Annotated in this window: 12 protein-coding genes; 6 read left to right on the forward strand and 6 right to left on the reverse strand. The window is 61.6% G+C overall.

The window, feature by feature from the left end:
* Positions 1-11: 11 nt before the first annotated feature.
* The 5 genes from lipA to KGA98_RS19910 form a co-directional block, all read right to left on the reverse strand.
* Complete coding sequence (lipA, locus tag KGA98_RS19890) at positions 12-1,001, reverse strand: lipoyl synthase (protein ID WP_223503313.1); 990 nt, start codon at positions 999-1,001, stop codon at positions 12-14.
* A gap of 141 nt (positions 1,002-1,142) precedes the next feature.
* The gene (glyA, locus tag KGA98_RS19895) at positions 1,143-2,399 is read right to left on the reverse strand and encodes a serine hydroxymethyltransferase (protein ID WP_223503315.1); all 1,257 of its coding nucleotides are present in this window, start codon (positions 2,397-2,399) and stop codon (positions 1,143-1,145) included.
* Between the two features lie 41 nt (positions 2,400-2,440).
* The gene (gene gcvH, locus KGA98_RS19900) at positions 2,441-2,824 is read right to left on the reverse strand and encodes a glycine cleavage system protein GcvH (protein WP_057714203.1); all 384 of its coding nucleotides are present in this window, start codon (positions 2,822-2,824) and stop codon (positions 2,441-2,443) included.
* A gap of 381 nt (positions 2,825-3,205) precedes the next feature.
* Positions 3,206-4,714, reverse strand: a complete 1,509-nt coding sequence (locus KGA98_RS19905; protein ID WP_150814724.1) for a sigma-54-dependent transcriptional regulator — start codon at positions 4,712-4,714, stop codon at positions 3,206-3,208.
* Positions 4,715-4,782: 68 nt separating this feature from the next.
* Positions 4,783-5,697 carry a LysR family transcriptional regulator gene (locus KGA98_RS19910; protein WP_090456558.1) on the reverse strand — a complete coding sequence of 305 codons (915 nt, stop codon included), beginning with the start codon at positions 5,695-5,697 and terminating at the stop codon, positions 4,783-4,785.
* A 151-nt stretch (positions 5,698-5,848) separates the two neighbouring features.
* Here KGA98_RS19910 and speB point away from each other — a divergent pair, with 151 nt between their 5' ends.
* From speB to KGA98_RS19935, 5 genes are all read left to right on the forward strand, one after another.
* Positions 5,849-6,850: an agmatinase gene (gene speB / locus KGA98_RS19915; protein ID WP_057714206.1), complete on the forward strand. Its 1,002-nt coding sequence runs from the start codon at positions 5,849-5,851 to the stop codon at positions 6,848-6,850.
* Positions 6,851-6,903: 53 nt separating this feature from the next.
* Positions 6,904-8,415, forward strand: coding sequence for an aldehyde dehydrogenase family protein (locus tag KGA98_RS19920; protein WP_223503317.1), 1,512 nt, complete (start codon positions 6,904-6,906; stop codon positions 8,413-8,415).
* Between the two features lie 238 nt (positions 8,416-8,653).
* Positions 8,654-10,228, forward strand: coding sequence for a purine-cytosine permease family protein (locus KGA98_RS19925; RefSeq protein ID WP_223503320.1), 1,575 nt, complete (start codon positions 8,654-8,656; stop codon positions 10,226-10,228).
* A 17-nt stretch (positions 10,229-10,245) separates the two neighbouring features.
* Positions 10,246-11,934: a choline dehydrogenase gene (gene betA, locus KGA98_RS19930; protein WP_090457955.1), complete on the forward strand. Its 1,689-nt coding sequence runs from the start codon at positions 10,246-10,248 to the stop codon at positions 11,932-11,934.
* A gap of 211 nt (positions 11,935-12,145) precedes the next feature.
* On the forward strand, positions 12,146-12,604 hold the full coding sequence (locus KGA98_RS19935; RefSeq protein ID WP_223503322.1) for a GNAT family N-acetyltransferase: 459 nt from the start codon (positions 12,146-12,148) through the stop codon (positions 12,602-12,604).
* A gap of 1 nt (position 12,605) precedes the next feature.
* On the opposite strand, the gene KGA98_RS19940 is transcribed toward KGA98_RS19935, so the two are convergent.
* Positions 12,606-12,923 (reverse strand): NIPSNAP family protein, encoded by a 318-nt coding sequence (locus KGA98_RS19940; protein ID WP_057714210.1) that lies wholly within the window; start codon positions 12,921-12,923, stop codon positions 12,606-12,608.
* Positions 12,924-13,153: 230 nt separating this feature from the next.
* On the opposite strand from KGA98_RS19940, the gene KGA98_RS19945 reads away from it, so the two are divergent.
* Positions 13,154-13,816 (forward strand): ATPase, encoded by a 663-nt coding sequence (locus tag KGA98_RS19945; RefSeq protein WP_223503324.1) that lies wholly within the window; start codon positions 13,154-13,156, stop codon positions 13,814-13,816.
* Positions 13,817-13,882: the final 66 nt, after the last annotated feature.

Here is a 13,882-nt window from a genome sequence, read left to right on the forward strand (position 1 = left end):
CAGTCATTCCATCATGGCTTGAAACCGTCCGTACCTCCATGGAGTTGTTGATCGGCGTGATAGGACGAACGCACCAGCGGCCCGGACGCCACGTTCTTGAAGCCCATGCGCGCGCCTTCTTCGGCGAACCAGGCAAAGGTGTCCGGGTGCACGAAGCGCTGCACCGGCAAGTGACTGCGCGAGGGTTGCAGGTATTGGCCGAGGGTCAGCATGTCGATATCGTGCTCGCGCATGCGCTGCATGACCTCGATGACTTCCTCGTCGGTTTCGCCAAGGCCCAGCATCAGGCCGGATTTGGTCGGTACGTGGGGCACCGCTAGCTTGAATTTCTGCAGCAGGTCCAGTGACCACTCGAAGTCCGAACCCGGTCGCGCGGCCTTGTACAGGCGCGGTACCGTTTCCAGGTTGTGGTTGAACACATCCGGCGGCTCATGGGCGGTGATCGCCAGGGCCACGTCCATGCGTCCGCGATAATCCGGCACCAGGGTTTCCAGTTGAATGCCGGGCGACAGCTTGCGGATCTCGCGCAGGCAATCGACAAAGTGTTGGGCGCCGCCATCGCGCAAATCGTCGCGGTCCACCGAGGTGATCACCACGTACTTCAGGCGCAGCTCGGCGATGGCCACGGCCAGGTTCATCGGCTCGTTGGCGTCCAGCGGCTTGGGCCGGCCATGGCCGACATCGCAGAACGGACAGCGACGGGTGCAGATGTCGCCCATGATCATGAAGGTCGCCGTGCCACCGGAGAAGCACTCGCCCAGGTTCGGGCAGGACGCCTCTTCGCAGACGCTGTGCAGCTTGTGTTTGCGCAACAGTTGCTTGATGCGGTCGACCTCGGGAGAGATCGGCATGCGCACGCGAATCCAGTCGGGTTTGCGCGGGAATTCATCCGTGGGAATGATCTTCACCGGAATCCGCGCAACCTTTTGCGCACCGCGCAGTTTGGTGCCGACCTCTACTTTGGCCGGGCTGTTGCCGGTCGACTCGACAATGGCGTTCATGATGCTTTCCTTTTGCACAGACCTGTAGGAGCGAGCTTGCTCGCGATGGTCGCCAACGATTACGCGCGCATTCAGGGTTAACGCGGTGCCTTTGGGTTCTTCGCGAGCAAGCTCGCTCCTACAGGGGGGTGTGTTGTGTGGTCAGTCGCGATAGACCGGGAAGTCCGCGCACAGGGCGGCAGCCTGCCGTGCGACATTGGCCTCGATATCGGCATCGCTAAGGTGATCGAGGATGTCGCAGATCCAGCCGGCCAGGGCAATGCTCTGCGCCTCCTTGAAGCCACGGCTGGTGATCGCCGGGGTACCGATGCGCAGGCCGGAGGTCACGAACGGCGATTGCGGATCGTTGGGCACGGCGTTCTTGTTCACGGTGATGCCGGCGCGACCGAGGGCGGCGTCGGCGTCCTTGCCGGTCAGGCCCTGGCGGATCAGGCTGACCAGGAACAGATGGTTGTCGGTGCCGCCGGACACCACGTCATAACCACGCTCGATAAACACCTGCGCCATGGCCTGGGCGTTGCGGATCACCTGCGACTGATAGGTCTTGAATGCCGGCTCCAGCGCTTCCTTGAAGCACACGGCCTTGGCGGCGATCACGTGCATCAGCGGGCCACCCTGACCACCCGGGAACACCGCGGCGTTGAGCTTCTTCTCCAGTTCCGGATTGGCCTTGGCCAGAATCAGACCACCACGGGGGCCGCGCAGGGTCTTGTGGGTGGTGGTGGTGACCACGTCGGCGTAGGGCAGGGGATTGGGGTACAGACCGGTCGCCACCAGGCCGGCGACGTGGGCCATGTCGACGAAAAAGTACGCGCCGACCTTGTCCGCGATCTGACGGAAGCGCGGGAAGTCCAGGGTCTTCGAATAAGCCGAGAACCCGGCGATGATCATCTTCGGCTTGTGTTCGACCGCCAGGCGCTCGACTTCGTCGTAATCGATCAGGCCCGTGGTGGTGTCGATGCCGTATTGCACGGCGTTGTACAGCTTGCCGGAAAAGCTAACCTTGGCGCCGTGGGTCAGGTGACCGCCGTGGGCCAGGCTCATGCCGAGCACGGTGTCGCCGGCTTGCAGCAGGGCCAGATAAACCGCCGCGTTGGCCTGGCTGCCGGAGTGCGGCTGGACGTTGGCATAATCGGCGCCGAACAGCTGCCTGGCGCGGTCGATGGCCAGTTGCTCTACCACATCGACGTGCTCGCAACCGCCGTAATAGCGCTTGCCCGGATAGCCTTCGGCGTACTTGTTGGTCAGGCCGCTGCCCTGGGCTTGCATCACCCGCTGGCTGGTGTAGTTCTCCGAGGCGATCAGTTCGATATGGTGTTCCTGCCGCGCATCCTCGGCGTTCATCGCCGCCAGCAGTTCGTCGTCATAGCCTTTGATCTGGTCGTGCTTGCTGAACATGGTGTGGTCCTTTTTCGGATTCGGGAAATGCGTAGGGGGCTTCAAGCGTCGGCGTGTTCTGCGGTCAGGCGTTCATAGGCGTCTTGATCCAGTAGATCGCTCAACGCCTGGACATCGACCGGTTTGAAGCGAAAGAACCAGCCTTCGCCCAATGGGTCTTCGTTGACCAGTTCCGGGGTGTTCTCCAGTGTCGCGTTGATCTCGACCACTTCACCGTCCAGCGGCATGCCGATACTGCTGGCGGCTTTCACCGATTCCAGCACCGACACTTCAGCGCCTGCATCGAAGGCGCCCAGCTCAGGCACCTGAACGAATACCACATCCCCCAGCGCCTGCTGGGCAAACGCCGTGATGCCGACGGTGACCAGGCCATTGCTCTCAAGGCGCAGCCATTCGTGATCGACGGTAAAACGCAATTCGCTCATCTCAACTCCTTATTGTTTTAAGGCTCGTGGCGGGGCGACGAGCGGGGTTGGAGGAGTGATAGCAAGGGTGGTGCCAATGTTTTTTATTTGTTTTAAATCAATGGCTTGAAGTGATTATGTAAGGCGTTGGAGATTTCGGCTGTATTGAAATGAATACAGGAAAACCGGGCTGTGGGTGCGGACGCCGTAATTGTGGGAGGGAAAGGTTTTGTCTTGATTTCGCTACGCTGTACCGATTTGAAGACGGAGAGCTCGGCAACAACACTGAGCCCCTGTGGGAGCGGGCTTGCTCGCGAAGGCGTCATCGCAGCCAATATCGATGTTGTCTGACCGACTGCTTTCGCGAGCAAGCCCGCTCCCACATTTTTGACCGAGCCAGGTTCAGGGTTTATTAGGAATCCCGTACTTGCGCAGGCGAATCGCGATGGCGCTATGGGACGTCTGCAACCGCGCCGCCAGCAACCGGCTGGACGGATAGCTGCGATAAAGCTGTTCCAGCAGGTTCTTTTCAAAATCACCCACAGCCTCTTCCAGGCTGCCGACTTCGCCGTCGTTTTGCCGTTCAACGGCGGTGCGGGCGATGTCGAGGTCGTCGATGTCCACCAGCGGATTTTCGCAAATCGCCGCTGCACGGAAGATCACGTTCTGCAATTGCCGCACATTGCCCGGCCAGCGGTTGCCGAGCAGGGCGCTGAAGGTGCTTGGTGCCAGACGACACGCCGGTCGCTGGATCTGCGCGCAGGCCTGTTGCATGAAGTGATTGGCCATCAGCAGGATGTCGTGACCGCGCTCGCGCAGTGGTGGCACTTGCAGGTTGAGCACGTTGAGGCGGTAGAACAGGTCTTCGCGAAAACGCCCTTCGGCGACCATTTTTTCCAGGTCGCGGTGGGTCGCGCTGAGCACCCGCACATTAACCCGGACCTCTTTATCGCCACCGACCCGACGGAAGCAGCCATCGCTCAAAAAACGCAGCAACTTGGCTTGCAGGTAGGGCGACATTTCCCCGACTTCATCGAGGAACACCGTGCCCTGGTCGGCCAGTTCCAGCAGGCCGAGCTTGCCGCCCCTTTGCGCACCGGTGAAGGCGCCGGGGGCGTAGCCGAACAGCTCGCTCTCGGCCAGGCTCTCCGGCAGTGCCGCGCAGTTCAGGGCCAGAAACGGCGCATCGTGCCGTGGGCTGATGGCGTGGCAGGCGCGGGCCACCAGCTCCTTGCCGGTGCCGGTTTCACCCTGGATCAACAGCGGCGCATCGAGGGCCGCCACCCGTTGGGCACGCGCCTTGAGCGCGCGAATCGGCGGTGATTCGCCCAGCAGTGCATCGAAGCCTTCGGCATGGTCATGGTGCAGCGCCGACAGGCGTTCGCCGATGCGATTGGGTTGATACAGGGTGAGCAGGGCGCCGGCGTCGGTGATCGGCATCGCGTCGAGGAGCAAGGTCTGGCCACCGAGGCTGACCTCGTGCATCGGCAGGCGGAAATGGTGAGCGATCAAGGTGCGTTGCAGATCGGCATCGTCGAACAGCGCGGTCAGCGATTCACCAGCCGGTTCGCGGCCGCACAGGGCGATCAGCGCCGGGTTGGCCAGCAGCACATGACCTCGGTCATCCACCGCCAGCACCGGGTCGGAACTGGCTGCCAGCAACGCGTCCAGTTGCAGGCGCCGGCGTTGCCCCGGAAGGATGTCGACCATGGTCACCGCTTGCACGCCGCGCACACCGAAAAGCGCCTCGCGCAACTCCTCCAGCACCTCGGCGCCGAGGGTTGGCGCATCGATGTAGACGTTCGGCGGCACCATCTCCACGGCGTCCAGATTGAAACTGCGTCCACCGAGCAGGGCCAGCACTTCCTGGGTGATTCCGACGCGGTCGATGAAGGTGACGTGGATGCGCATGACGGGCCTGCAAGGTTGGCGAACCGAATCAGTATGCCCGGCAAAATTTGAATTTGGCGAGTGTCACCTCACGGCTTGCCGGTTTTACGGGTGCTGGCGGCCAGGTCCTCGAGGAACGCCTGGAGGATCGGTGGCGGTGCCGTGCCGCGACGGGTGATCACGTCGAACGGTGATTTCAGGCGCAGGCTCGCGGGTGCCAGTTGGTGCATCTCGCCGCTCTTGACCCATTGGGCGGCGAAGTGCTCAGGCAGAAAACCCAGGTAGGCGCCGGAAATGATCAGGATCGCCGTGGCTTCGATGTTGTCCACGGTGGCGGCCGCCTTGCTGACGCCCAGGTGTTCGAGGTCGTATTGCTGCATGTAGCCGCGCACGACGATGCGCCCCGCAGCGACTTCTTCGAGCAGCTCCTCACCTTCGGCGAGGCTGCCGTACAACGGGTGACGCCGCCCGCAATACAAGCCCAGGGCTTCCTGGTACAGCGGTGATTGCAGCAGGCCCGGCACATGGATCGGGAAGTGCCCGATGGCCAGGTGCAGGCGACCGTCGAGCACCCGTTCTTCGAGCTCCGCCGGGGTGCCGACGTACACGTTCAGGTGCACGTCATGCCCGCGGGAGACGAAGCGCTGTGTGGTGCGCGGAATCGGCGAGTCGGGGTCGGTAATCGTGGTGTCGATGATCCCCAGGTTGAGCTTGCCGCTGATGTGTTGTTTGAGCACGTCGGCGTCCATGCAGAAGTTTTCCACCGCCGACAGCAGGCGCTGGGTGGCTTCATGAATCGCCACCCCTTGTTCGGTCAGGCGAAAGCCGCTGCGCCCACGCTGGCAGAGTTTCACCCCAAGACGGGTTTCCAGGTGGGTCATCTGTTCGCTGATGGTCGACTGCCCGGCATTCAACGCCGCCTGCGCGGCCGAGAAGCCACCGCAGCGCACAATCGTGGCAAACACCCTGAGCAGTTTCAGGTCGACGTCGTGCAGCTGGATCATCTTGGACCTCCGGCATGTGGATGCATCGGGAATGCCGATATGAGTATCTGATGTTTAGCATTTTTTCCACGAAAACCTGCGCCCATAGTCTTTCCAACGGCGGTCGCCTTGCAGTCCGTCAAGCCGATAACAAGAAGTGGAGAGGCTAGAAATGTCGAACAACGGTTATGAATCCGGTCGCCTGAACCTGCCATTCGTGGGTCATTGCACCTTTGGCAAATCCCCGGTGTGCACCGATTGGGATGCACTGGATGCCGACGTCGCGGTGCTCGGCGTGCCCAACGACATGGGCACCCAGTGGCGCTCCGGCGCACGCTTCGGACCACGCGGGATTCGCGAAGCATCGACGCTGTTTTCCTTCGGCCACGCCGGCGCCTACGATCATGAAGATGACGTGATGTACCTCACCGCATCGGACGTGCGCATGGTTGACGTCGGTGATGCCGACATCGTCCACACCGACATGGCTACCAGCAACAAGAACACCGAGTACGCCGTGCGCAAGATCCTCGACGCTGGTGTCATGCCGGTTGTTCTCGGCGGCGACCATTCGGTGCACGCACCAGTGATCAAGGCCTTCGAAGGCCGCGGCCCGATCCACATCATTCACTTCGATGCGCACCTGGATTTCGTCGACGAGCGCCACGGTGTTCGCTATGGCCACGGCAACCCGCTGCGCCGCGCCTCGGAAATGAACCACATTGTCGGCATGACCCAAATGGGCATTCGCAACGTGTCGTCGTCCAACCGTGATGACTATGAAGCGGCCCACGAAGCCGGCTCGAAAATCCTCTCGGTGCGCGACGTGCGTCGTCTCGGCGTCGAAGGCGTGCTGGCGCTGATCCCGCAGAACATCAACTACTACATCACCATCGACATCGACGGTTTCGACCCGTCCATCGCCCCCGGCACCGGCACCCCGAGCCACGGTGGCTTCCTCTACTACGAAGTGCTGGAAATCATCCAGGCCCTGGCCAAGCGCAGCAAGGGCAACATCGTCGGCATGGACCTGGTGGAAGTGGCTCCGGTCTACGACCCGACCGGCATGACCTCGATCCTCGCCGCGCAACTGCTGCTCAACAGCATCGGTTTCATCTTCCACGAGCGAGGCAAGGTGCGGGCGGCCGCCGAAAGCGAAACCGCATCAGCCTGATCATCGAAACCAGTGACCCGGCAGGCCCTGACTGCCGGGCAGAGAGAACAAAAATGGACACGATCGTCAAAAGTTACCTTCAAAAATTCGGCGTCAGCGAAGCCACCCAGACCTTCCTTGGCAAGGTCCAGAAAATGTTCATCGGCGGCGCCTGGGTCGAGGCCAGCGACGGCCAGACTTCCGATGTGATCGAACCCTCGACCGAAGGCCTGATCACCCGCATTCCCATGGGCACCACCGATGACCTGGACCGCGCCGTGCAAGCCGCCCGCGCCCAGTTCGACGGCGGCGCCTGGCGCCAGGCCAAACCCGCGGAACGCGAGCGCATGATGCAGCGCCTGGCCGACCTGATCGAGCAGAACGCTGATGAACTGGCGCAAATCGAATCCATCGACATGGGCAAATCGGTTGCCTTCGCCAAGGACGTGGACATCCAGGGCACCGTGGATACCCTGCGCTACTTCGCCGGCTGGGCCACCAAGCTGCACGGCCGTACTGTCGAACCTTCGCTGCCGGGCAACTACCTGGCCTATACCCGCAAGGAAGCGGTAGGTGTGGTCGGCGCCATCGTGCCGTGGAATTTCCCGCTGCAAACCATGGCCTGGAAGCTCGGCGCGGCGCTGGCGACCGGTTGCACCGTGGTGGTCAAGCCCGCAGAACTGACTTCGTTGTCGGCCCTGCGTTTCGCTGAACTGGTGCAGGAAGCGGGCATCCCTGACGGCGTGATCAACATCGTCACCGGGCGCGGCAGCGTGGTCGGCGCGGCCATGGCCACCCATCCCGGCATCGACAAACTGACCTTCACCGGATCGACCCCGGTCGGCCAGACTGTCGGCCGCGCAGCGCTGGATGACATGAAGCGGCTGACCCTTGAACTCGGTGGTAAATCACCGGTCATCGTCTGTGCCGACGCCGACATCCCGGCCGCCGCCCAAGCGGTCGCCAACGGCGTATTTTTCAACTCCGGGCAGGTATGCGACGCCGGTACGCGGGCCTATATTCATAGCAGTGTCTACGACGAATTCCTGCGTGAGCTGATCGCCTACACGCGCACCCTGAAAATGGCCCCGGGCCTGGACCCGGACTGCTTCATCGGCCCGCTGGTCTCGGCGCTGCAAAAGCAGCGCGTGACCGAGTACATCGAAACCGGCAAGGCCGAAGGCGCCGAACTGGTCTACGGCGGTCAACCGGTCGATGGCCCTGGCTTCTTCGTCGAGCCGACCATTTTCGCTAATTGCCGCAACGACATGCGCATTGTCCAGGAAGAGATCTTCGGCCCGGTACTGGTCACCGCACCGTTCGACGACGAGGAAGAAGCGCTGGCCCTGGCCAACGACTCGCCTTATGGCCTGGCGGCGGCACTGTATTCCAACGACCTCGGGAAAGTGCACAGCCTGATCCCGCGCCTCAAGGCCGGTTCGGTCTACGTCAACGCCCACGGCACCCTCGATCCGTCGATGCCGTTCGGTGGCTACAAGCAGTCCGGATTCGGCAAGGACCTGGGCGCCGAGCAGCTCGACTACCTGCTCGAAACCAAGGCAGTGTGGATCACGCTGCCAGGCTGACGATTGTCCTCTGTGTAGGAGCGAGCTCGCTCGCGATGAACCCAGGAACACCGCGGGGTGTCAGGTTGCCAGCGTTATCGTTGACGACCATCGCGAGCAAGCTCGCTCCTACAGGTTTGCGCCATCTGCGCCATCGGTGCCTTTGAAAAAAACGGGAACGGCAAGGAAGCGCCCGGGCGTCGTTCACCCGAAAGAACGCGGTTATCTCGTCATGATCTTCCAACAATAAGAGTCCGTCATGAACACTAACGCCAAGTCCGCCACGAGCGTGTCCGCCCTCGACGAAAAATCCGTCGTCGAGGGGCATTCGATCGACTTCATCCCCGAGAACGAGCGCACCGACAAACTGTCGAGCCAGGGCCCGTTCTGGTTCCTCGGCAATTTCACCTTCTTCACCATGACCATCGGCTTCGTTGGCCCGAGCGTCGGCCTGACCGCGCTCTGGACCACGCTCGCCGGCACGCTGGGCATCATGTTCGGCACGCTGTTCATGGCGTTCCACGGTTCGCAAGGCCCGCACCTTGGCCTGCCGCAGATGATCCAGTCCCGTGCGCAGTTCGGTTATCGCGGGGTGATCCTGGTGCTGTTGGCGACGCTGTTCGTGTTCGCCGGTTTCAACATCGTCAACCTGGTGCTGATGATGCAGGGGCTGCACACGCTGTTCGGCTTCAACCCCGCGGTGATCGCGGTGGCGGTGACCATACCGGCGGCGGTGCTGGCGATTCTCGGCCATGACTGGATGCACCGCAGCTTCAAATGGGCGTTGTTCCTGTCTCTGCCGCTGTATGGCCTTGTCACTGTGGCGGTGTTGATGGGTTGGGTGCCGGACGCGGTAATGCCGGCGCTGGCGGCGGGCGAAGTGGCCCGGGAGCCGCTGGGTTTCAACTGGACCGGTTTCATCGCGCAGTTTGCGGCGGCCGCCAGCTACAACATCGCCTATGCGCCTTATGTGTCGGACTACTCGCGCTACCTGCCGAAGAATACTTCCAGCGGCAAGCTGATCGCCGTGGTGTTCCTTGGGGCGTCGCTGTCCGGTGCGTGGATGATTTCCGTGGGTGGCTGGCTGGCCGATCACCTGCACTCCACTGACGTGCTGGTGGCCCTCGGGCAAGTCGGCAACACCGTGTCGCCGCTGGTGGGCACGGCGGTGGTGGTCGTCACCATCCTGGCGTTCCTGCCGGTGATCGCGATGAACATCTACAGCGCCAAGCTGACCACGCTGACCTGCGTCGACTCGATCAAGCACATCGAGCCAACCCGCAAGGCGCGCATCCTGGCCATTGGCTTCGTGATCCTGCTGCAACTGGGCGTGGCCCTGAGCATCCAGAGTTCCGGCAAAGGCCTGTCGGTACTGGGGATCTACCTGGTGGTGATGCTGTACTTCCTGGTGCCCTGGACCTCGGTCAACCTCACCGACTACTTCTTCGTGCGCAAGGGCCGCTACGCCATCCCGCACTTCTTCATGCCCCACGGCAACATTTACGGCAACTGGGGGCTGCGCGGCATCGCCGCCTATGCCATCGGTTTTATCTCGATGATCCCGTTCTTCTACATCTTCGACGGCGTTGAACAGCGCGAGGTGTATGTCGGTCCGCTCGCCAAGGCGCTGGGCAGCATCGACATCGCCTGGCTGGTCGGGCTGATCGTATCGGGCCTGGCGTACTACTGGCTGAGCCGCTCGATCGACCTCAAGCGCGAAGAAGCGGTGATCCAGCAGATTGAGAAAAACTCCCCGCAATACACCACCGGCGACACGCTGACCCACAAACAGCAGCCACTGCCGGTATTCACTGAATCGACGGTCGGGAGATAGTCATGACCACGCAAAAAATGGCTACGCAAAAATACGACTACATCATCATTGGCGCAGGCTCGGCAGGTTGTGTGTTGGCCAACCGCCTGAGCGAAGACCCGGCCACCTCGGTGCTGGTCCTGGAATTCGGCGGCAGTGACAAGAGCGTAGTGATCCAGATGCCGAGCGCATTCTCGATCCCGATGAACACCAAGAAGTACAACTGGCGCTACGAAACCGAGCCGGAGACCCACCTCAACGGCCGGCGCATTCACTGCCCACGGGGCAAGGTGCTGGGCGGCTCTTCGTCGATCAATGGTCTTGTGTACATCCGTGGCCATGCACTGGACTTTGACGAGTGGGAATCCCTGGGTGCCGAAGGCTGGGGCTATCGCAACTGCCTGCCGTACTTCAAGCGCGCCGAGAGCTACGAGTCGGGTGGTGATAGCTATCGCGGGCAAACCGGGCCGCTGCACACCACCAACGGCAACCATATGAAAAACCCGCTGTACGGTGCCTGGGTCGAAGCCGGCGCGGAAGCGGGCTACATCAAGACCGAAGACTGCAACGGCTACATGCAGGAAGGTTTCGGCGCCATGCACATGACTGTGAAGAATGGCGTGCGCTGCTCCACGGCCAACGCCTATCTGCGCCCGGCCATGGGCCGTCCGAACCTGACGGTGATCACCCATGCGATGACGCGCCAGGTCATCCTCGAAGGCAAGCGTGCGGTGGGGGTCATGTATGACCACGGCGGCCAGACCCACCAGGTGTATTGCAACCGCGAAGTGCTGATCTCGTCCGGGCCGATCGGTTCGCCGCACTTGCTGCAACGCTCGGGCATCGGCCCGGCGGACGTCCTGCGCAAGGCCGGGATCGGCGTACGTCATGACCTGCCGGGGGTAGGGGAGAACCTGCAGGATCACGCCGAGGTGTACATCCAGTTCGGTTGCAAGGAGCCGGTGACCCTCAACAGCAAGATGGACCCGCTGAGCAAGCTGATGATCGGTCTGCGCTGGCTGCTGTTCAAGGACGGCCTGGGCGCCACCAACCATTTCGAGGCCGGTGGTTTCATTCGCTCCGAGAAGGGCCTGCGCTGGCCGGACATCCAGTTCCACTTCCTGCCGGCGGCGATGCGCTACGACGGCAACAAGCCGATCAAGGGCCATGGCTTCATGGTGCTGACCGGGCCTAACAAACCGAAAAGCCGTGGTTATGTGCGCGTGCGCTCGGCCGATCCGTACGAGCATCCGGAAATCCGCTTCAACTATCTGGAGCGGGAAGAGGACCGTGAAGGTTTCCGCCGCTGCATTCGCCTGACCCGCGAGATCATCGGCCAGAAAGCCATGGACCGCTTCCGCGACGGCGAAATCGCCCCGGGCGCGCAAGTGACCAGCGATGAAGACCTCGACGCCTTCGTGCGTGACAACCTGGAAAGCACCTACCATCCGTGCGGTTCGTGCCGCATGGGCGAGGACGACATGGCGGTGGTCGATTCCGAATTGCGCGTGCGTGGCATCGCCGGTCTGCGGGTGATCGATTCATCGGTGTTCCCGACCGAGCCGAACGGCAACCTCAATGCGCCGACCATCATGCTCGCCGAACGGGCATCCGACCTGGTGCGTGGCGTGCAGATGTTGCCATCGGCGGATGTGCCGGTGGGGCTGGTCGAGGGCTGGGAAAGCAGCCAGCGTACTTCGCTGCCGGGGCGTAATGTGCGGGTCTGAACGCAACCTGCAATCCAATGTGGGAGCCTAATGTGGGAGCGGGCTTGCTCGCGAAAGCGGAGTGTCATTCAACATTCATGTCGACTGACACGGCCTCTTCGCGAGCAAGCCCGCTCCCACAGTAGGCGGCGGTGCTTTCAGAAGATTTTACGTCGCTGTTGCTTCGCCATTGCTAGTCTGTAATTCCTTGAGACCGCAATGGAGCACCCTCATGGCTATTCAGGCCCTGCGCGCCGACGCATCGCACATCGACCAGATCGCCCCTTTGTTTGACGCCTACCGGATGTTCTACCAGCAGCCGTCGAATCTTTCGCAATCGCGCGCCTTTATCGCCGAGCGCCTCGCCCGGGATGAATCGGTGATTTTTCTTGCCCGGGACAGCGATGGTGAAAACCTCGGCTTCGTCCAGCTGTTCCCGACCTTTTCCTCGATCGACGCTCATCGCACCTGGCTGCTCGGTGACCTGTTCACCACGACCGCCGCCCGGGGCAAAGGCGTCGGCACCTTACTGATGAACACCGCCCGGGATTTTGCGAAGCTGGCCGGTGGCAAAGGCATGACCCTGGAAACCGCCACCGACAACGTCACCGCCCAGCGCCTGTATGAATCCCTGGGCTGGGTGCGCGATCCCGGTTATTACACCTATTGCCTGGATCTGCAAAAAGGCTGACTCAGCGCGCCTGCTCGCCAAACACCGGCCGCATGAACGATCGCTCGTAGCTGAGGATGAATTTCTTCTCCTCGGCGTACTTGAAGGCTGCGATGCACTCTGGATCGTTCATCGACTGCTGCCGGTAATGCTCGTACGCCGCCAGGCTGGGGAAGGTGAACAGCGCCAGGGCGATGTTGTTGGCACCCTCCGATGGCAAAAAGTAACCGTGGTGCTGGCCGCCGAACTTTTCCACCAGGGGAATCCACAACTTGCCGTAGTGCTCGAACGCTTCGAGCTGGTAGGGATCGAGCACGTATTTCAAGTAGCAAGTGACCATTTTTTCGTTCCTTGATCAGGTTTTGAGGGCAGTCGCCACTGTAATGAACAGTGAGCGTGCGGCACAGCCGCTTGTTCGACATTGACCGGTAGTTTTGCGCCAAAGGCAGGTGCTGGCGCCGCAGCACTATTGGTTCAGTCAATAGTCACCATCAAGAATCGCAAGTTCTGTTTTTTGCGCAAAGGCGGAAAATTGCCTGCATTGAACACGCTGCTCAAGGAACCTGCGCGATGAAAATCTTGACCCGACTGGCTGTGATTGCCCTGTTGCTGGGCAGCGTTGCGTCCACCGCATCGGCCTTTGCCGAAGATGCACGCGCCTGCCATCTGCCGCCGATCACCGGCGGTCACAGCGGGCTGCAATACGGTCAGACGGTCGGGGTGCTCTACAGCGACAACACTGTGGAAAACCTGCAATACCTTGAGCAATACCACTCGGTGGCCGTCAACGGTGCGAAAAACGCACTGGATACGCGGATTCGCCAGGCGTTCGTCAACAGCTCCGATCCGGCCCTGGCCATCGACTGGCTGATGGGTTCGTTGCACCACACTTTTCTGTCGGTGACGGTCTACGAAAATCTCGATGCCCTGGTGCAGGCCCATCCCGATGTGGTGGTGATGCTCGATACCCACAATCAGTTGCTGACCCAGCGTAACGACCGGGTCGAGGCGCGTTTCGCCGCGCGGTTCTACGACGCCAGCCTGCAGTACATCGGCAAGGCCGAAGGTGCGGTGGAAAAACAACTGCCGTCGGTGTGGGTGCATGACAAGACCGCGCCCGAGATTGCCGCGCAAATCGAACGGCAACGCGACCTGCAACTGACCGCGCTGAAACAGTTCGATGCGTCGTTGAAGGCGCTGGTAACCGCCGGATTGACCGCAACAACAAACTAAAAAGCCCGACGTCCATTGAGCGGCGGGCAACCCGATCCACCGTGGATTTCTATTCAGGACCTGATT

It is taken from the genome of Pseudomonas sp. BF-R-24 (assembly GCF_019947335.1).
GTDB lineage: Bacteria > Pseudomonadota > Gammaproteobacteria > Pseudomonadales > Pseudomonadaceae > Aquipseudomonas > Aquipseudomonas jessenii.